Raw genomic sequence first — 17910 nt, 5'->3', positions numbered from 1 at the left:
CTACGATACCTCGTCCATGCGTATCGTATTACATTGCTAGTCAATGCAATTGAGTGTCGGGGGTTCGAGTGGACGAGTCCGAGCGGCAAGCGCGTATCGTGCGGTACTGGCGGGCGGTGGAGTATTTCAGCCCGCCGAGGGTCGATCCGGTCGACCCTCGGAAGAATATGCGGGCGGTCCATATCGATCGGCCGCTGCCCTGGGATGCCGGGGTGCTCCCCGCGCCGCGGCAGAACAAGGCATGGCGGCATACCGTGTACGCCGGTATCTACGATGTGGCCAAAGTACGTGAAGTGCTGCAGAACATGCTCCGCGCGCCCGAGATCGAGATAGATTTCGGTGGGCGTAACAGCGGTAAGAGCGCCCTGCTGAGCTTCGCGGTCGACAGCGGCGGTCAGCTCATCAAAGACAGTGTCACACTTTCCTCGTGTGCCTGGGCAGTGAGCCGAACACTCGCACCGGGGCCCGGTAGCGATTCCTGGCTGGACGGGTTCGACGAGGATCAGAAGCGACTGATGGCAGTCTGTTTCGAATTCGGCGACGGACGCATACCTATCGACAACTCTCCGGCCGGTGGATCGGCTGCCGGTCGGGGGCTCGGACAGATAGCGGGCATGGCGGCCCGAGTCGCACTCGATATCGCGACGGGAGGGATCTCGTCACTGCCGGCATTGCTCAGTGCGGCGCTGGAACCAGCGATCGGCGCCCTGGGTACCACGGTTGTCGAGAACATCGGTGACAACCTCGCCGCCCGCGCGAATGAATCCGTCACCGCAGCGGTGGAACAGAGACGCGCGGACAGTCCGGAGAGCGAGGGTGGCGTGGACTCTGATCAGAGCGAGGTGGACGGAGACTCGCCGCAGTCCAGGGCGCTGTGCACCAAAGTGCTCGCTGTACCCGACCTGGTCGCCCTGACTCGTCTGGTGGCCGAAAGCCTGGATGTGGCAGAAGTATTGAGACCTGATTCCATCCGGATCAAAAGTATCCAGATCCCGCTGAAGTCGGCCGAAGAGATGTCCTCCGACGATTTCCTCAACAGTTTCCACGCCGATGATCTGGACCGCGTCGCCGACGCACTGTCCATCGGAGACGCCGGTGAGGCGTTGCGCGCGTACCTGTGCTCGGACGAGGTCGACGTCGAGCGGCGGGTGGACGTACGCGCCGATCCGCGTTCGGTTCTGCGGTCGGTCGGCCCGGCCTCGGCACCGGCCGGGCGGTGGCCGAGCGATCCGGCCCGGCCATTGACACTGAGCCAGCAGTTCGCCGTGAATCAGATCCGTCACCGGCTGTCAGACCCCGGCGCCCGCGGTATCTATGCGGTCAACGGGCCGCCGGGAACAGGTAAGACGACGATGCTCCGCGATCTGGTGGCCGCCGTGGTGGTGGAGCGCGCACAGCGCCTGGCCAGACTGGATTCGGCGCGGGCCGCGTTCGAGAAGTCGGCGTTACGCTGGGAATCCGACGACAGTCCGACGCGATACATCCGGTCGATCCATAGGCTTGCTCCCGACCTCACCGGCTTCGAAATCGTTGTGGCTTCCTCCAACAACGGCGCCGTGGAGAACGTGACGCTGGAAATGCCCGTCGCCAAAGCCGTGGATGCGCGATCCTTTCCCGACGCGCGATACCTGTCAGATCCGGCGACCCTACTGACCGGGACGCCGTGCTGGGGATCGATTGCGGCACGGTTGGGCCGGCGGCCCAACCGTGCCCAGTTCGTCGATCGGTTCTGGTGGGGAAAAGAAACTGGAAGTGGGCGGGGCCGCAACGCCGCGGACCTCCGCGGACTACAGCGGATCCTCAAGGACCTCCAGGAAACCGCCGTACCCGGCCGTGCCGAGAACACAGCGTGGTCCGATGCTGTCGCAGAGTTCGACGCCGCGTGCGCAGCGGTCGCTCGACTGGCGAGCGAGCGGCAAGACATCGCCGATATTCTCGACCGTGTTTCCGAACCCGACGCCAGGCTGGCCGAGTTGCGTCACCGGGCCGAAAACGACCGTGACCATCTGCAGCTGTTGCGGAGCCACCGGGACGAACTGCGCGCGCAGCTCGAACAGGCTCACGCCGACTACCGGGGCGCCGAGCGTGCGGTCCGTGACGCCCGCGCGACAATGGACCGGACACAGCAGCGAGTGGAACGGATGGCGGCGCAGGTCCGGATCGCCGATTCCGCCCTGCATCACCAGATGGCGCGTAGACCCGGCTTGTTACGGAGGATGTGGACCCGGTCTGCCCTGGGCGACTGGGAGCAAGAGTCGCGACCGCTGGCTGCCGCGCTTGAACAGGCCGTCCGGGTGCTCGACGAGGCCGAGGCAGTGCACCAGGACAGTGCGGATACGTTCACCGCACGTCAACGCGATCTCAGCGAAGCGGTGCGGGTGGCCGACCACTGCCGGGATCGGCTCGCCGAGTGCGAGCGCGATCTGGACCGGGCGGTCGAGTCCGTCGGGGCAGCCGACAATGCGGTACAGCGTAGGCGGGACATGCTCCGGGAAGACGCCGAGAAATTGGAGCAGGCGCGGCTCCGATGGCCCGGTACCGTACCGGGAAACGAATGGGACGCTGCGCCGGACGAGCGTGCGGCGATGGAGCGGCGGGAGAATTCGTCGCCATGGATGGACGAAGAGTATGCGGCGGCCCGTTCGCAAGTCTTGATCGCCGCCCTCAACCTGCACAGAGCGGTACTGACCGCCGAACCGGCATTGATGTGGCACAACATGCGTGCCGCGATGGATGTCGTGAGCGGCGATGCGCCTGCCGACCTCCCCGAAGAGACAATTCTTGCCGCCTGGCAGATGCTCTTCTTCGTGGTGCCGGTGGTATCGACGACCTTTGCCTCCCTGCCACGGATGTTCGCGAAACTCGGTCGGGAGGCGCTCGGCTGGCTGTTCATCGATGAGGCAGGTCAGGCGGCCCCGCAGGAGGCCGTCGGAGCGCTGTGGCGATCACAGCGGGCGGTGGTAGTCGGAGATCCACGTCAGCTGGAGCCGGTTATCACATTGCCGCTGTCGGGGCAGAAGCGGTTGTGTCGGCAGTTCGAGGTCGACCCACAGTGGGTGCCGCAGAATATGCCGGTGCAATCGGTCGCCGATCGGCTCAACCCCTTCGGGACCTGGCTATCGGTCCCGGACAGCCAAGGGGCGGTTTGGGTGGGGTCTCCTTTGCGGGTGCACCGTCGCTGCGACCGGCTCATGTTCGAAGTCAGCAACAAGATCGCCTACGACGAGATGATGGTGTACGGCGTAACCTCGCGCGAGCCGTTCGACCTGCTGGCCCAAAGCACCTGGCTGGATGTCGGTGCCGAACCGAGTGGTGAAAAATGGAACCCGGCCGAAGGCCGCTATGTGGTGGCCACGCTGGATACGATCCGGGACCGCATCAGCCGATCAATGGATAACGAGCTGGCCCGCGCGGGACTGGACTTGCCCGATTGGGCGGCGACCGAATCGGCTCGCGGGAACGAACTGGCACGACGTACCGGCGAGGCGGTTTTTGTTGTCAGCCCATTCCGCGATGTCGTGTACCAGCTACAACGAGTGGTCGAGCATCGATTGCCGGGGTCGGCCAACCGCGTGGGGACAGTCCATACGACGCAGGGCAAAGAAGCCGATGTCGTGATCCTGGTCCTCGGCACAGCAACCGACCAGCGCAAATCGCGCGATTGGGCGTCACATCCGCCCAACCTGCTGAATGTGGCCGTTACCCGGGCGCGTCGCTGCCTGGTCGTCGTCGGCGACTATAAGAACTGGTCCGACCACCGCAACTTCGGTGTACTGGCCGCGCATGGGCGGGACGGTTCGGGCGGCCTGCTCACGGTGGTCGACGTCGCCACCGAGTGGTCCTCACCGAGACAGCCCGAGACCTGATCCAGGCACTGGGCCTACTTCTGCGCATATCGCCGAGAAGCCCGAGACGGTTGTCGCGCCGCTCCACCTCGGCGAACCTGTCGGCACCGCGGCCCGACCTCGTGCTCCGGCGATACTCGGCCGGACCCTCCTGGGGGGAGCGGTTGCCGGATATCAGCCGAGTATCTGCAGCGGGGTGGCGATCGTCAGGAAGGACCCGACGAACCACTGCTCGATCAATCGCCACAACGTCGGATAGGAGCCGTCCTCCTCCCGTAGCCGCAGACCGAACAGAGCTTTACCGAGCGTGGTACGGATCAGACGCTGGACGAATACGCGGTGGACGAACGACGCCGCTACACCGGCCAGCACGCCCAACATGATCGGCTTCCATGGTGGTTCCGGGGAATGGGCAAGGCTGTTCCAGACCGCAAGGCCCATCGCGCTGTGCAGTAGCAGGTCCAGGATGAACGCGACAACGGTCAGGGTGACCTTCGTCAGCCCTGCCGAAACGCGGGGTGTCGCCCAATCGGACTCCAAGAATTCGAAAGACCGGGTTTTCTTGCTACCAGTGGCGGACTTCCTGCCGCCCGTGCGGCGTGCTGGGCGCTTCTCCAGGTCCACTACCGCGCGCCTGCCCTGGCTTCGGCGGGGTGAGCAGCCGTGATGCGTCGTTGTGGTGTTTCGTCAGAGCGCAAGGCTGGAGCTCCCAGTGTCGGACGGCGGCTGCGGGAAGGTTATCGACGCCGCCATATCGAGGATCATCCCGCGGTACTGCGGACCGATGTCGGGGTCGGCCGCCGACAGTTCCACCACGGCGATCGACGTCCCGTCTGCGGAAGGTACTGTCACTTCGATCTGGAACACCTCCGGGGTATCGCTGGTCACCGGATAGCTCGCGAACACCGGTACGGAATGCTTTTCGATCCACTCGAAGTAGAGGATCGGGACGGCTGGGCCTTCTATGATCGCGAGTGTTCCCCGGGATTTCTTCTCGGCCTTGACGTTGATCAGTTCACTGAGGACAAGTCGCGGGTTCCGTTCTTCGCCATATTCGAACGAGGAAACGGTCAGCCAGGAGACGGCCACCCGCCCGGACACCTCCGCGGTGCGGTGCAGGCCGATACCGCTGTAGAGAGCGTTGTTCGCGGCCAGTGTGGCCAGCAGAAAATGCAATGTACCGAGTACATCGGGTACGTCGTCGCGCATCCGGTCGGGAACGGATGCGGTGATCACCGGGCGAGCGGTCTGCATGAGAGTATCGAGGTCGCCGAGCGGAATTTCGTTGTATCCGGGCGGGATATCGATACCGACGGGCGGGGCGGGTCGGAGCTTGTCGTTCGGCATCTCAGTGCGTTACTCGTCCCCTCCGAGGCCCGCCAGCTTCTGTACAGTCCCGCCGGCCCTGGTCAGGATGGCGATCGCGGGTGCGGAGCTGGGAATACCCGGGGTGTTGGCCATATCGACCATCTGGAGTACTCGATATGTTGTGCCGGCAACAGCCGGAGAGCCGGTCAACGCGACTTCGCCGAGAGCCCAATCGACCGGTTTGGCCGCCAGATTGCCCATGATGCCGGGATCGTGCGCGCTGGCGGTCCAGGTGCTCAGCATGCCTTCCATCCGGCCGAAATCGTCGAAGCCTCGCAACCCGGCCCATGCCGTCTTGGCCAGGCCACCGGCACCGGGCAGCACACTGAGAGCATCTCCACCTACCGTCAACCATGCCTTCGAATCGCCGGACATGAGGCCCTCGCGGATTTCTGGATCGGTGAAATCGAGGGTGAGCGCTCCGGCGCCCGCGACCAGGGACACCCCGAGAGCGATCGCGGAAACCGGTGGTGGTGTGACCAGCGCGAGCAGGCCCGCGACCGATGCGGTGATGGAGAGCGCGGTATGGATGCCCTCCCGGTGCTCGTCGATCCAGTCGCCGATCGACCCGATCGCATCCTTGATCTTGTCCCAGATGCTCTTGTCCGGCTCGCTCGGGGCGAAATCCTTGGCGGCCGCGTCGAGTTCGGAGGCAATCCGTTTGGCAACGTTTTCGTGTTCGGTGGCGAGGTCGCGGACACGGGCGGCGATCGAATCCTGGGTTCCCAGCCAGTTGCTCAGCGCGGTATTTGCCGCGCTCACCCGGGCGGTGGCGGCATTGAGCCGGGTCTGCGCCGCCTGCAGTGCGGCGGAGTCGTCGAACTGCTGATTCGCCAGGCCGAGGTCGGGGTTGGCATTCGCGGCCTGGACTTCGGCGACGGCCTTGTTGACCTCCGCGGCGGCGACCCCGGCTTCCTGATCCAGCGCTTTGGCCTGGTCGCGGAATCCGACGAGCGCAGTGTTCCATTCTCCGAGGACCGTTACAGCGCGTTCCAGTGAGCTCTGGGCGTAACCCAGGTCTTGGGCCAGGGTGGCGTCGAAGTGACTCCGGAACGCCTCGCCCGCCTCGCCTTTCCAGACCTCGTCGTTGCTGTTGCGCAGCCGGGCCAGTAGATCGTTGGTTTCGCGTACCGCGTCGGCGGCAGTCTTGATCCGGGTGCTCAGGCCTGCGACATCGTCGGGGACGCCGGGGACAGGGTTGTAGCCGAGATTCGGATACGGGTTGTCGGTCACGGCCGACCTTGTTCGCCGGCTCCGGCCGGGGTCTGGTTGACCTGACCGAGGGCGGTAGCCGTCGCGTTGTCGGCCGCTTGATAGGCGGCAAGGCATTGATCCACGCCATCGGCGGTGGTGCGGGAGAGTTCACCGATGCGTTGGACCCCGAAGCGCCATCGTCGCTGGAAACTGTCCGCGGCGTTGTCGAGAGTTTGGGTGCCGATGCTCGCGGCTCCCACATCGGCCATCGCCTTCAGCGCGTCGTCGAGAATCTGCTGCGAATTCCTCAGTCCGGTAACCATTTTGGTCAACACATCGATATCGACCTGGAGTGGACTGGTCACCCGGCCCCCCTTCCGTCCCTGCCGAGTTGATTCATCGGACGATACCAGTCCACACATTCAGCGGCTCAACCCTTGCGCGAGGTGATCGATGTGGTGCTGCGTGGGACTGCGATGGTGATGGGTTCCGGTTGGGCGAAGTCGATCTCGAAGAGTGCGAGTGTGGCCTGCCCAGTGTCCGCCCGCTGTTGCGAGGGCGGTCGCGCACGTATTCCCGACGGTACTGTGCCGTGGTGGAGACAAGCGATGCCGATATCAAGGTGCAGCTGCTCAGGTCGTCGCCTGAGTGCTGGCAGCGGTTGTGGTCGGCCGTGGACGACCTGCTTGCCGAGCAGCCGAGCCCGTGGGAGCTCCGCACCGAGAACGCCGACGGTGCGCTGTGTATGCCTTACGCCGTCTACACTGACGCAGTCAACCGGGTCGTACACGCATTGGACGAGGTAGACGCGATTGTCGGGTTCGATTGGACTCGATGGGATGGTGGGCGACGTTATCAGTACGGCCGAGGGCTCGACGATGCTCCGGTCGCCGACGCGTGCCGAGTGCTCACGTCGATTACGCGAGCCGAGCGATTCAGCGACGGAACGATCGGGCGCGCACTCGACGAGGGCACTTTCCTGGCCGCTCTGCTACGCCTTCGCCGATGGTACGACGGCATAGCGCAGATTCACGCCGAGCATATACACGCGCCGGTGGGCCACTCGTTGATCTCACGAATTACCAGCAGGTTCCGTCTGTTCCAAGCGTTGCTGCGAGAGTGAGACTTCGGGACTGCGATACTTCTGCACGACGCTGAGGCGGGCGGTCCGCGCCGTCGGGCTCTCCGCCGATGCGAGGGTCGGATTCAGATTCAGGTTGCGCCGTGGATCCACCGGTGGGCAACGCCGACTCCCCTGGTCTCGGCGAGCCATCCGGAAGAGCGAATCCGGCGCAACCGCAGGCGGGTTGGTGGATTCCGATCAGGCGGGCGAGCCGTTTCGCCGGTCGGTGGGTTGAGTGGGAGTTGCGGGGCTGAGTAAGGTCGGCGGGGACGCGGGGGGCCGGCCGGTTCCCGGTTCGATATGGAATGCCGGTGTCGGGAGGTTCGTGATGGCCGCTGTTCGGTCGGTCCGAGGGGTTCTGTGTGGTGTGGGGGTTGCGCTGATGGTCGCCGGGTGTGATTCCGGGACCGAGGGGACGGCGTCTCCGGTGACCACGACGACCGGGTTGCCGATCGCGGCGGAGGCTCCGTCGTCGTTCGACCCGTGTACCGACATTCCGCAGGAGGTGCTGGCGTCGGAAGATCTGCGGCGGGGAGTGACGGATGCGAATGTCGACGGCGGGCAGGGGGTCAAGTGGCGAGGGTGCAGTTATGTGGCTCCGGACAGCTACGCGGTGGGGATAACCACCACGAACCTGACGTTGCCTGCGGTGCTCGACAACGACCAGTTCGTCGTGCGGCAGGAGTACACGGTTGACGGCCGGGCGGCGATGGCGGTGGATGCGGCCGGCGATAACGATGTGCGGGCGTCCTGTTTGTTCTATGTGGAGATGGTGGGAGGCAGCCTCGAACTGTCAATGGACAATCCGTCATCGAACAATAAGACCGGCCACCTGGATACGTGTGAACTCGGGTTGGGTCTGGCCCAGAAGCTCGCTCCTTTGATCCCGGATGCCTGAACGGCATGGAGTCGTTGGTTGTGATCAGAGGGAGGGAGCTCGGAGATGAGTGAGGATGCATCTCCACGTCCGCTGGAGGATTTGCTGGCCGAGTCGCGCGAGGGGCGTTTATCGGTCAGTCTCGGTGCGGGTTCAGCGGATGCGGTTCGGGTGAATGCCGAAGAGTTCGTGTATATGGAGCGCGACTGTGAGGGATTCAAACTCCTGATCCGTGAATTGCAGCGTGTCGCGCGGGAAATTCATAGCCGTGAACGGTGGGACCTCGGGGAGAAAAGCACGGGCCTGGCATCGGCGGCTGTTCTAGTCGGCCGCTTTCGTACCAAGGCGCAGGATGCGGAAGACGGAAACGATGTCCATGCGATTCTGGAGCAGCACTATCAAATCGTTGAGGATATTCAGGAGTTGCACCGGGTGATCGCGCAGCGGTACATGGAGACCGACGAGGCTTTCGCCGGTCGGTACAACGAGTTGATGGTCGGGGCACCGCCGGTTGCGCCTTTGGCGATGCCGCCGACCTTCCCGGTAATCCCGGGCCGGTAGGAGACCCGGGGTGCGGCCGCGCGGTGCGTCAGTGAGTGCGATACAGGGGGCCCGATGACCTTTCAGAACGAGAATCCGAAAATTGGTGATCCGGAGGAACCCAACGGGTTCTCTCACTCGGAGATCAACGGGGCGTTCAAACCGTTGGCGCCGGGTGATCACGGGATGACGGCGTCCGAGCAATTCGGGCAGATCGCGGCTCAGTGGGAGAGCGGTGTGCAGGTGTTCGCCGCCCGGATCCGCCGGTCCAGCGCGGCGGCCTGGGAGGGGCCGGCGGCGGAACAGTCGCGACAGGCTATCGGCAATTACGCCACCCGGGCCGAAGACCTGGTTCCCGCACTGAACGCGCTGGCTGTTCAGGTATACGACTCGGTGGTATCCATCATGCGCACCCAGAACAACCTGCCCGATGTTCCGGCGGAGAAGTCGTTGTTCAATCCGAGCGGGTGGTCGTGGGTTCCGTTCTACGAGGACACCGACCGTAGCGACGCCGAGGAAGTGGCGCGGCAGGCGATGGGCGACAACTATGTGACCGGCTTTGTCGCGGCCGATACGAAGATTCCGGTACTGCCCGTCCCGGTGAACCCGACCCAGCCCCTGCACACCGATCTGCCCACGGGCACCGGCGACCAGCCCGGCCCGGGTGGTACGTCCACCGACCAGGGCGGCAATCCCAACGGTACGGATGCCGACGGACCGCAGGGGGAGAACCCCACCGGGGAGGAACCCGGTACGGAACAGCCAGGCGACGATCTGGGAACCGAACAGCTGCAGGACCAGGGCACCGACCAGCCAGGGACGACGCCTGCGGCGACGACACCGTCCTCCACCGAGAATCCGATATCCACTACACCCAGCACGACCACCGCGCCGAGCACAACCTCGACCACTCCCGGACCGGGTACACCGGGCTCGCCGAGTGGCAGTCCGGTGACCACCGGCGACCCCGGCCGCAGTGTCCCCGGTACCCCGAACCCCACCGGAACTCCCGCGGTGGCCTCCGCCGGCACCACCGGTTCCGGCGCCGCGCGCAGCGGTATGCCCGGGATGATGTCGCCGGGGGCCGGTAGTGGCCAGCAGGGAGCCGACGACGACAAGCACGAGACCCCGGACTATCTCATCAACGCCGAGAACACCGACGAACTGCTCGGTGAGTTGCCGCCGACTATTCCCGGCGGGGTGCTGGGCGCCGATGTACCGGCCGCGCGACCGGCGGAACGCGACTGATCGATCGTCCGCCCGCCGCCGCGCACCGGCCAGTGGCGCCGGGGTACCGGCAGCCGTCACATACTCGAGGAACCACCACCGACAATGAGCACATGGATCTGGGAGCCGGACGATTTCGCCGCGCTCTGGTATCGCGACGGGATCGACCGGTTCCCCCGCCCGCTGCACTATCTGAGCCGCTACAAGACCCGCAACCCGTTCGAGGCCCATGCGGCGGCCGTGCGTGCGCGGTACGACCGGGACGAGCGCGAACTGATTCGGCGAGCCCTGCACGCCGTGTCCGACGGCGACCTGCGGATCGAGATCCTGGGTGCCTCGACCGCGACCACCAAGGGCCGGGTACGCGAGTATCGGGTGGTCGGCGCGCGCAAAACCCACTACGGGGTGGTGTTGGCGCAGTCGGTGATCGACGGTGCCGACGGTGCTATCCATGCCCAACTGTTCGCCGCCGAACAGTTGCCGAAACGTCTCGCCGGCCTGGTGCCACCATGCGATCCCGGCCGGGAAACGGCGGGTACGTTCCATATCGACGATCTCGCGCCCGACCGCGACCAGCAGCGATCCCTGCGGCGCGGTCCCGGCGAACAGTACCGGCGCCTCGTGCAGCGGCCCGCGGACGGCGGCGGTATCGCGGGTCTGCGGGTCGGGTCGATTCTGGATCGCCCCGAACCCTGGTACCGAACCCAGTGGTGCGACATCACCGGCGACGGCCGCTACCTGGAGAAACGGACGCGCGAACACATTACGGTGCGGCCGGCCGCTGCCGCCGATCTCGCGGCCGGTTTCGCTGACTGGATCGACCGCGCACTGCGCCGGCTGGGCGAGGACGAACCGGATATCTGGTAGCACGGTCCCCGGTGGCCCGGACACTCGCGACAGCTCCGGCGAACCCGCGCGGGTGCCCGAGCGCGGGGCCGCCGACTCACCGCTATTCATCGAGATACCGCGCGATATCGGTGAGAGTGGCTGCTGCAAAGAGACGTTCGCCGTCCACGGCGTCCAGCAGAGCCCAGCCGGCCGGTGTGCCCGGTTCACGGACGAGCCGGTAACCGAGGCTCCCGGCGTGGGCGGCGAGCCTATCAAACGGTGCAGGATGATTGCCGCGCTCCAGAGATCCGTTCACCGTGCCCTCCTGGTTTCCTCCGGCCACCGACGTAGCGCGCGCGATACCCGGACCAGCGTGGCGATATCAGTCGGGGGATTCCATTTTCCGCCTACCGGTATGGAATTGGCACCGGGAATACGGCGCGGCAGTTCCTCTTTCACGAGTGCGGTTTCCTTCGTGTCGACGGATCAGTATCCCGAGAATTCCTGATTGCCGGGAACCATTTTGCGGGCCTCGATCAGGCGCGCCCGGGCCTGCCTTTTGAGCGGACACGCCGTCGATGGGCAGTCGATGTGTGCCTGCATTACCTGGTGTGCGTAGTCGATGGTCATCACCGGTACGGGCCGGTGATCGGTCACCGGTAATCCGAACAGCATGGTTCACCTCGCAACGTCGGGGATGGTCTGGTTCGCGCCGGCCCGGTGGACACTGCGCGGTGTCTCCGGTTCCGATGAGCCGGTGCTGGCGACAAGGAAAATTCCGCCACGGAATTTTCCACGTCTGCGGCCGCGTACTCAGTCAACCATCCCCTTTCCCAATTGTGAATCGCTACGTAAGATTCAGTCGCACAATGGAATTGCTCCGGGCGGATTGGTAATTCCATACAGTTCGACTGTTCCATTTGAGTTGGAATAACCGCGAGTAACGCTAACGAAGGGGAGAGACCTGTGTCGATCGAATCAAACGCCATGAACCCACCGACTCTGCCGCGTCGCGTCCTGGGTCGCCGCCTGCGTGAACTGCGTGAGGTAGCGGGGCTGAGCCGTGCGAACGCGGCTCGCCGGTGCGAGATGGGTGCGCAAACGCTGTGGCGCTTGGAGTCCGGACGCACCAGCGAGACCAAGAGAATGGTGGTCAACGCGCTATGTGATGCGTACGAGGCCAGCCCCGAGGATCGCCGCGAACTGCTGTGGCTGGTTGAGGAATCTCGCAAAGACGGGTGGTGGCAGTCGTCATTTGCCGATGCAGTAGTCCCCGAAGCAGAGATGTTCCTCGGGCTCGAGCAGACAGCACGTGAGGTTTTCACCTGGCAGACAACGACCTTGCCGGGGTTGCTTCAAACTCACCGCTACCGTTACGCCATGTGGGAGATCGCGAAGCCGCTCGGACGAGCGATCGAGCTGCACCGGGAGATCACTTTGCTTCAGCGTCGTCAGGCGCGGCTGCACAACTCGTCTGATTTCATCTTCGAGGCCGCGCTCAGTGAGGCCGCCCTTCGGCACCCGGTCGGTGGCGCCGAGACCATGGCGGAGCAGCTGGATCATCTCCTGAAGATGGCCGCGTTGCCGAGCGTTTCGCTACGAGTCGTACCGCTTGATGCCCCGGATCATCTCGGGTGGACCACGAAGCACTTCGTCTACCTGGAATTTCCGGATCACGTGAACCCGGCGCTGACCGAACCTCCTGTCATATATATCGAGGGGTTCACCGGGTCGTTGTACTTGGACAAGCCGAGCGAGGTCGAGCAGTATCGAGCAGCTCGGGCTTCCATACTGCAAGTAGCATTGGACGAGTCGGATACACAGCGCCTCATCGAGGTGGCGGCAAGGGAGCATCGCGGATGAGCATCGACCTGTCCGGAGCGGTCTGGTTCAAGGGCAGCCGCAGCGCCAGCGGCAATGACTGCGTCGAGGTCGCCCACCTGCACGGCGGGCTGGTGGGAGTTCGAGATTCAAAGAACCCCGACGGCGCGGCCCTTATTTTCTGTCCGGGCGAGTGGGACACCTTCACCGCTGGTCTGCGCGCGGCTGGATCAGAGCCGAGGGTCTGAGCAACCTGGGTGAACCGGATGTACCGACAATACTCCCGCCGCTGCGCGGGAGTGTTCGGTTCGGCATCATGTCGCCCGGTTCGTCTCGAGGAAACCGACCACTACGCGCTTCTCAGACTTACGCCGGCTGATCGGCGCGGTGTAGTGCACGCCGGCGACCGGCAGGTCTTTCGCACCGGGATGGTCCTGGCCATGCTCGCCGGCGAGGACATCGGCCCGATGCAAATGGTTACTCCGCGGGTTGGCGCCGGGACCCAATTGGCCCGGACCGCACGATAAAACGAGGCATGGCGTCGCCCGCCTGCCGGGTCGTATCCAGGTACGGGTGGAGGTGTACGCGGTCATTCGGGCAGTCGATCCAACCGACCACGTTTCCGGTGCTCGGCCGGACCGCGGCCGGTCGACGCTCCCGGCCGATGGGCAGTCTTAGTGATCAGTTCAGAATGAGATTGAGGCCGCCTTGATCTGCGCCGCAGCGTGTTTGACAATCCCGGTGTGGGTGATGCGGTAGTGACCGATGCGTTGTGGGCCAGGCTGGAGCCGTTGATTCCGGTGCGGGAGAGACGCTTCCGGTCCCCGGGCCGCCACAGGGCCGATGACCGGGCCGCGTTGGAAGGCGTCCTGTACGTGGTTCGCACGGGCATCGGATGGAATCAGCTGCCGACCGGGTTGTTCGGTGTCTCGGGTGCGACCTGTTGGCGGCGGTTGAGCGAATGGTCGCAGGCGGGAGTGTGGCGGCAACTGCACGAAAGCGTGTTGAACGAGCTGCGCGCGGCCGGACTGCTCGAACTGTCGCGAGTGCTGGTCGATGCCTCGCATCTGCGGGCCCTCAAAGGGGGGACCATGTGGGCCCGAGCCCGGTCGACCGAGGCCGGCCCGGTTCCAAGCATCATCTGATCACCGACGCCACGGGGACACCCTTGGCGGTCACGCTGACCGGCGGCAACCGCAACGACGTCACCCAGCTCATCCCGCTCGTCGATGCCCTCCCCACGATCGGGGGCCGCCGCGGCCGGCCCTGGCGACGGCCCCGGTATTTGTACGCCGACCGCGGCTACGACCACGACAAATATCGTCGGCTTCTCCGGGCTCGCGGTATCACCCCGGTTATCGCCCGCCGCAATACCAGCCACGGTTCCGGACTCGGGAAACTCCGGTGGCCGGTAGAACGCAGCTTCGCATGGCTACACGCATTCAAACGCTTGCGGACCGCTACGAACGCCGCGCCGAAATTCACCAAGCACTACTGAGCCTGGCCTGCTCGGTCATCTGCCTCCGCAAACTCATTCTCAACTGAATTCTTAGATAGAGGATTTGAGACCGTTCGGAAGACACCGTATGCGGAGTAATTCTGACGGGCGATTCCCTGTGGTTGGCGCCGCTGTTCCCAGTGAGTCCCCTGCTACTTCCTGCCGGAACGGGCATGTAACCGGTCACGGGGCGCTGATAGCGTCAGCGAATGATCAATATGCAAGTGCGCCGCGAACTGGACAACATTGTGGCGCGAACTCGGGACGGGGTGGAATGGTCGAACGCATTCGCGGCCCTCGACCCGGCCGCCTTCCCGATGCTCTCGGCCCTGATCCCTTACGGGGACGCGATGTTCAACGAGCGACAGGTTCCGTTGCTGCTCGCCGAGCTCGACCGGCTTCCGGATGCTTGCGGCGGGGCCTGGGTCGAACAGGCCCGCGAGATGTGTCAGGTCGTCTTGAACGAATCTCACCACTATCTCTGGTTCCTCGGCGACTGACTCAATCGTGAAACCCATCATCGCTGCCGTGTCACCGTGGTTCAACCCCACCGCCTCCGCTCTGGGCGTCACGCAATACTGAGTCTGTCCAGCGCGATCATCTGCGTCCGCAAGCTCATTCTGAACTGATCTCTTATTCAGAACGCGAGAGCGGACCACCCGATATAGATGGGGAACGGATACCCGAACGACACCCCCACTGGGTCGGTGTGCGTCCATTCGCCCACCAGGCGAAAATCGGATCGGTGCAGCGGGCGGACGCCCTCGGGCAACGTGGCAACCCCGGTTTCCAGGCCGTAGGCCCTGATCGTCGCGATGGCGCTGATATCCGGTCGCAAAGTCACCTCCCAGTACCAGAGGATTCCCGCCGCGGCGTATAGACTCTTCTTGGCCTCGATATCGGATTGGGTATTGGATGGCGACAGCACCTCACCGACCAGCACTGTGTCGGCAGCGCGCACATCCTGGTACGGCGGGAGGCATCGATGCACGAGAAAGTTCGGCGTCGAGAAGTCCGATTTTCCGGTGGCCCCCCGAGTGAAGCGATGGCGAATCCATCTGGAAAGCCCTTTCTCCAGCGCTGGTGGGTCCAGGTGGCCGCCGGTACCGTTGCCGTGTTCCGGGCCGTACACACGCGCCTCGAACGGGGAATCGTGACTACTCCAACGAGGTGAGAAGAAGATGGACGGAATCCGGACTGTCGTACTGATCGCGGCCACCGTGGCCACCGGGCTGATCGCGGGGGTATTCGGTATCTACGCGGTGGCGATCATGCCCGGCCTGCGGACCACCGACGACCGCACTTTCATCGGCGCGTACCAGGCGATCGATCGGGCGATCATCAATCCACTGTTCTTGGCGACCTTCCTGGGTGCACTGATCCTGTCGATCGCGGCGGCGTTGCTGAATCTCGGCGGCAACAGCCGGTCGGTGCTGCTCTGGGCGGCGGCCGCGGCACTGCTCTACCTGGTGGCGGTGGTGATCACCTTCGCCGTGCATCTGCCACTCAACGACGCGTTGAAAGCTGCGGGCGCACCCGCCGACCTGGCCGATCCGGCAGCGGTACGGGAAGCGTTCGCCGAGGCACGGTGGGTGGCCTGGAACGTCGTGCGCACAGTGACCAGCACGGCGGCGTTCGCCTGCCTGAGCTGGGCATTGGTGGTGTGGGGGAGGGCTCAGGCGGCGATCTGACCGTCCTCCGGGCGCTGGATCAGCTCGCGGAAACATCGAAATAGGGTTTCCGCGACACTGTCGCGCAGGCCGGGGGCTCCGGTGCCGCCGCGGATCTACTCGGGAACCGCCGTACCCGCACTCACATTCGGCAGTGTCGTCCTCTTTATCTACTCCACAATCTCCACGAGAAGTTCCCGGCCCCTACCAACATATATCGCACTGGGGGGCTTGCGGCAAGGCCCGGGGCATGGCGCAGAATATCCGGCAGAAGGCCAGGACCTGCGGAAATGCGGGGTTCGTACGGTGTGCGTGAACCTGCTGAGCGACTGGCGGAACTCCGAACTCTCAGTGGATGGGTGGCTCGTGTTCGATGTGATCGTTGCCGGCGGTGGTCCGACCGGTTCGATGCTGGCCGGGGAGCTGCGCCTGCACGGTGTGCGGGTGCTCGTACTGGAAAAGGAGGTGGAGCCGCCCGCGTTCGTCCGCTCACTGGGGCTGCATGTGCGCAGCATCGAGGTGCTGGATCAGCGTGGTCTGCTGGAGCGGTTTCTCGCGCGCGGCCGCAAGCACCCACTCGGGAGCTTCTTCGCCGGTATCGCCAAACCTTCACCCGAAGGCCTGGACAGCGCGCATGCCTACGTTCTCGGTATTCCGCAGACCGTCACCGAGCCCCTGCTGGCCGAGCACGCCGCCGAGCTCGGTGCGGAGATCCGGCGCGGTAGCGAGGTGACCGGGCTGAGTCAGGACGATCACGGGGTGGATGTCGCACTGGCCGACGGTACGCGGTTGCGCGCGCGTTATCTCGTGGGCTGCGACGGCGGCCGCAGCACGGTGCGCAAACTGCTGGGAGTCGCTTTCCCCGGCGACCCTTCCCGGAACGACACACTGCTGGGCGAAATGGCGGCGACAGAGGACCCGGCGACGATCGTCGCAACCGTCGCCGAGATCCGGAAAACGCAGTTGCGATTCGGCCTGGGGCCGCTCGGCGACGGGATGTACCGCGTCGTCGTTCCCGCGGCCGGGGTGGCCGAGGACCGTTCGACCACACCGACACTCGAGGAGTTCGCGCAGCAACTGCGGGTGTTCGCCGGCACCGACTTCGGGGTGCATTCACCGCGGTGGCTGTCCCGTTTCGGCGATGCCACCCGGTTGGCCGAGCATTATCGAGCCGGGCGGGTGCTGCTGGCCGGGGACGCGGCGCACGTCCATCCCCCGATGGGCGGCCAGGGGCTCAACCTCGGCATCCAGGACGCGTTCAACCTCGGCTGGAAACTGGCTGCCGAGATCGACGGCTGGGCGCCGGCGGGATTGCTGGACAGCTATGAGCGTGAACGGCGACCCGTGGCCGCCGACGTGCTCGACAACACCCGCGCGCAGGCGGAGTTGATGTCCACCGAACCGGGTGCGCAGGCGGTGCGCCGGCTGCTGTCGGAATTGATGGACTTCGAGGAAGTGAACCGCTACCTGATCGAGAAGATCGTCGCGATCGGCATCCGCTACGACTTCGGCGCGGGACACGAGCTGCTCGGTCGGCGCCTGCGCGATATGCGATTGGGGCGCGGCCGACTCTACGAGCTGATGCACGCCGGACGCGGCCTGCTCCTCGATCGGACCGGTCGGCTCTCGGTCACCGGATGGGCGGATCGTATCGACCACGTCGTCGACAGCAGTGAGGAACTCGCGGTACCCGCCGTCCTGCTTCGCCCCGACGGCCATATCGCATGGGTCGGCGACGAGCAACGGGACCTGCTCGAGCACCTGCCGCGCTGGTTCGGCGCGGCCGCCGCGCTCCAGAAACCGCAGTCACCTGTGGCAGCGCGCGCGGAAGCGGACCCGGCCAACGTCAGGGATCCGGAGTCACGCGACAACAGTTAGGGCAGTGCCCGCGCCAGGAGCTCCCGATCGCCGGCAAGAGT

Annotated in this window: 18 protein-coding genes and 1 pseudogene; 12 read left to right on the top strand and 7 right to left on the bottom strand. The window is 65.0% G+C overall.

Going from position 1 to position 17910, the window contains the following annotated elements:
* Positions 1-68 precede the first annotated feature (68 nt).
* The gene (locus tag OG405_RS16420; RefSeq protein WP_327147370.1) at positions 69-3866 is read left to right on the top strand and encodes a DEAD/DEAH box helicase; all 3798 of its coding nucleotides are present in this window, start codon (positions 69-71) and stop codon (positions 3864-3866) included.
* A gap of 153 nt (positions 3867-4019) precedes the next feature.
* On the opposite strand, the gene OG405_RS16415 is transcribed toward OG405_RS16420, so the two are convergent.
* The 4 genes from OG405_RS16415 to OG405_RS16400 all read right to left on the bottom strand — a co-directional run bounded on the left by OG405_RS16415 (position 4020) and on the right by OG405_RS16400 (position 6772).
* Positions 4020-4469, bottom strand: a complete 450-nt coding sequence (locus OG405_RS16415; RefSeq protein ID WP_327147369.1) for an RDD family protein — start codon at positions 4467-4469, stop codon at positions 4020-4022.
* 63 nt (positions 4470-4532) lie between these two features.
* On the bottom strand, positions 4533-5192 hold the full coding sequence (locus tag OG405_RS16410; protein ID WP_327147368.1) for a hypothetical protein: 660 nt from the start codon (positions 5190-5192) through the stop codon (positions 4533-4535).
* 9 nt (positions 5193-5201) lie between these two features.
* Positions 5202-6446: a hypothetical protein gene (locus OG405_RS16405; RefSeq protein WP_327147367.1), complete on the bottom strand. Its 1245-nt coding sequence runs from the start codon at positions 6444-6446 to the stop codon at positions 5202-5204.
* On the bottom strand, positions 6443-6772 hold the full coding sequence (locus tag OG405_RS16400; protein ID WP_327147366.1) for a hypothetical protein: 330 nt from the start codon (positions 6770-6772) through the stop codon (positions 6443-6445). Before OG405_RS16400 ends, OG405_RS16405 begins: the two co-directional genes overlap by 4 nt.
* Before the next feature lie 230 nt (positions 6773-7002).
* On the opposite strand from OG405_RS16400, the gene OG405_RS16395 reads away from it, so the two are divergent.
* The 5 genes from OG405_RS16395 (at position 7003) to OG405_RS16375 (ending at position 11041) form a co-directional block, all read left to right on the top strand.
* Positions 7003-7530, top strand: coding sequence for a DUF6508 domain-containing protein (locus OG405_RS16395; protein ID WP_327147365.1), 528 nt, complete (start codon positions 7003-7005; stop codon positions 7528-7530).
* Positions 7531-7957: 427 nt separating this feature from the next.
* Complete coding sequence (locus OG405_RS16390) at positions 7958-8428, top strand: DUF3558 domain-containing protein (protein WP_327147364.1); 471 nt, start codon at positions 7958-7960, stop codon at positions 8426-8428.
* Positions 8429-8473: 45 nt separating this feature from the next.
* Entirely contained in the window at positions 8474-8968 is a 495-nt protein-coding gene (locus OG405_RS16385) for a hypothetical protein (RefSeq protein ID WP_327147363.1), read from the top strand.
* A 54-nt stretch (positions 8969-9022) separates the two neighbouring features.
* Complete coding sequence (locus OG405_RS16380; protein WP_327147362.1) at positions 9023-10195, top strand: hypothetical protein; 1173 nt, start codon at positions 9023-9025, stop codon at positions 10193-10195.
* 84 nt (positions 10196-10279) lie between these two features.
* Positions 10280-11041 carry an ESX secretion-associated protein EspG gene (locus OG405_RS16375; RefSeq protein ID WP_327147361.1) on the top strand — a complete coding sequence of 254 codons (762 nt, stop codon included), beginning with the start codon at positions 10280-10282 and terminating at the stop codon, positions 11039-11041.
* Positions 11042-11123: 82 nt separating this feature from the next.
* Here OG405_RS16375 and OG405_RS16370 read toward each other — a convergent pair whose 3' ends face one another.
* Together OG405_RS16370 and OG405_RS16365 are read right to left on the bottom strand one after the other, a co-directional pair.
* Positions 11124-11318, bottom strand: coding sequence for a hypothetical protein (locus OG405_RS16370; protein ID WP_327147360.1), 195 nt, complete (start codon positions 11316-11318; stop codon positions 11124-11126).
* Between the two features lie 170 nt (positions 11319-11488).
* The gene (locus OG405_RS16365) at positions 11489-11677 is read right to left on the bottom strand and encodes a hypothetical protein (protein WP_063130649.1); all 189 of its coding nucleotides are present in this window, start codon (positions 11675-11677) and stop codon (positions 11489-11491) included.
* Between the two features lie 312 nt (positions 11678-11989).
* On the opposite strand from OG405_RS16365, the gene OG405_RS16360 reads away from it, so the two are divergent.
* From OG405_RS16360 to OG405_RS16345, 4 genes and pseudogenes are all read left to right on the top strand, one after another.
* Entirely contained in the window at positions 11990-12865 is an 876-nt protein-coding gene (locus OG405_RS16360) for a helix-turn-helix domain-containing protein (RefSeq protein WP_327152355.1), read from the top strand.
* Positions 12862-13071, top strand: coding sequence for a DUF397 domain-containing protein (locus OG405_RS16355; protein ID WP_327147359.1), 210 nt, complete (start codon positions 12862-12864; stop codon positions 13069-13071). The genes OG405_RS16360 and OG405_RS16355 overlap by 4 nt, the downstream gene beginning before the upstream one ends.
* Before the next feature lie 495 nt (positions 13072-13566).
* Positions 13567-14368: pseudogene (locus OG405_RS16350) on the top strand (IS5 family transposase).
* 162 nt (positions 14369-14530) lie between these two features.
* Positions 14531-14821, top strand: coding sequence for a hypothetical protein (locus OG405_RS16345; RefSeq protein ID WP_327147358.1), 291 nt, complete (start codon positions 14531-14533; stop codon positions 14819-14821).
* 137 nt (positions 14822-14958) lie between these two features.
* Here OG405_RS16345 and OG405_RS16340 read toward each other — a convergent pair whose 3' ends face one another.
* Positions 14959-15282 (bottom strand): Uma2 family endonuclease, encoded by a 324-nt coding sequence (locus OG405_RS16340; RefSeq protein ID WP_327147357.1) that lies wholly within the window; start codon positions 15280-15282, stop codon positions 14959-14961.
* Between the two features lie 220 nt (positions 15283-15502).
* Here OG405_RS16340 and OG405_RS16335 point away from each other — a divergent pair, with 220 nt between their 5' ends.
* The gene (locus tag OG405_RS16335) at positions 15503-16012 is read left to right on the top strand and encodes an anthrone oxygenase family protein (protein WP_327147356.1); all 510 of its coding nucleotides are present in this window, start codon (positions 15503-15505) and stop codon (positions 16010-16012) included.
* A gap of 345 nt (positions 16013-16357) precedes the next feature.
* Positions 16358-17869: a rifampin monooxygenase gene (gene rox, locus OG405_RS16330; RefSeq protein ID WP_327152354.1), complete on the top strand. Its 1512-nt coding sequence runs from the start codon at positions 16358-16360 to the stop codon at positions 17867-17869.
* Positions 17870-17910: the final 41 nt, after the last annotated feature.

The organism is Nocardia sp. NBC_01329, from assembly GCF_035956715.1.
Classification (GTDB): domain Bacteria; phylum Actinomycetota; class Actinomycetes; order Mycobacteriales; family Mycobacteriaceae; genus Nocardia.
This window is presented reverse-complemented; position numbering and strand designations above follow the sequence as displayed.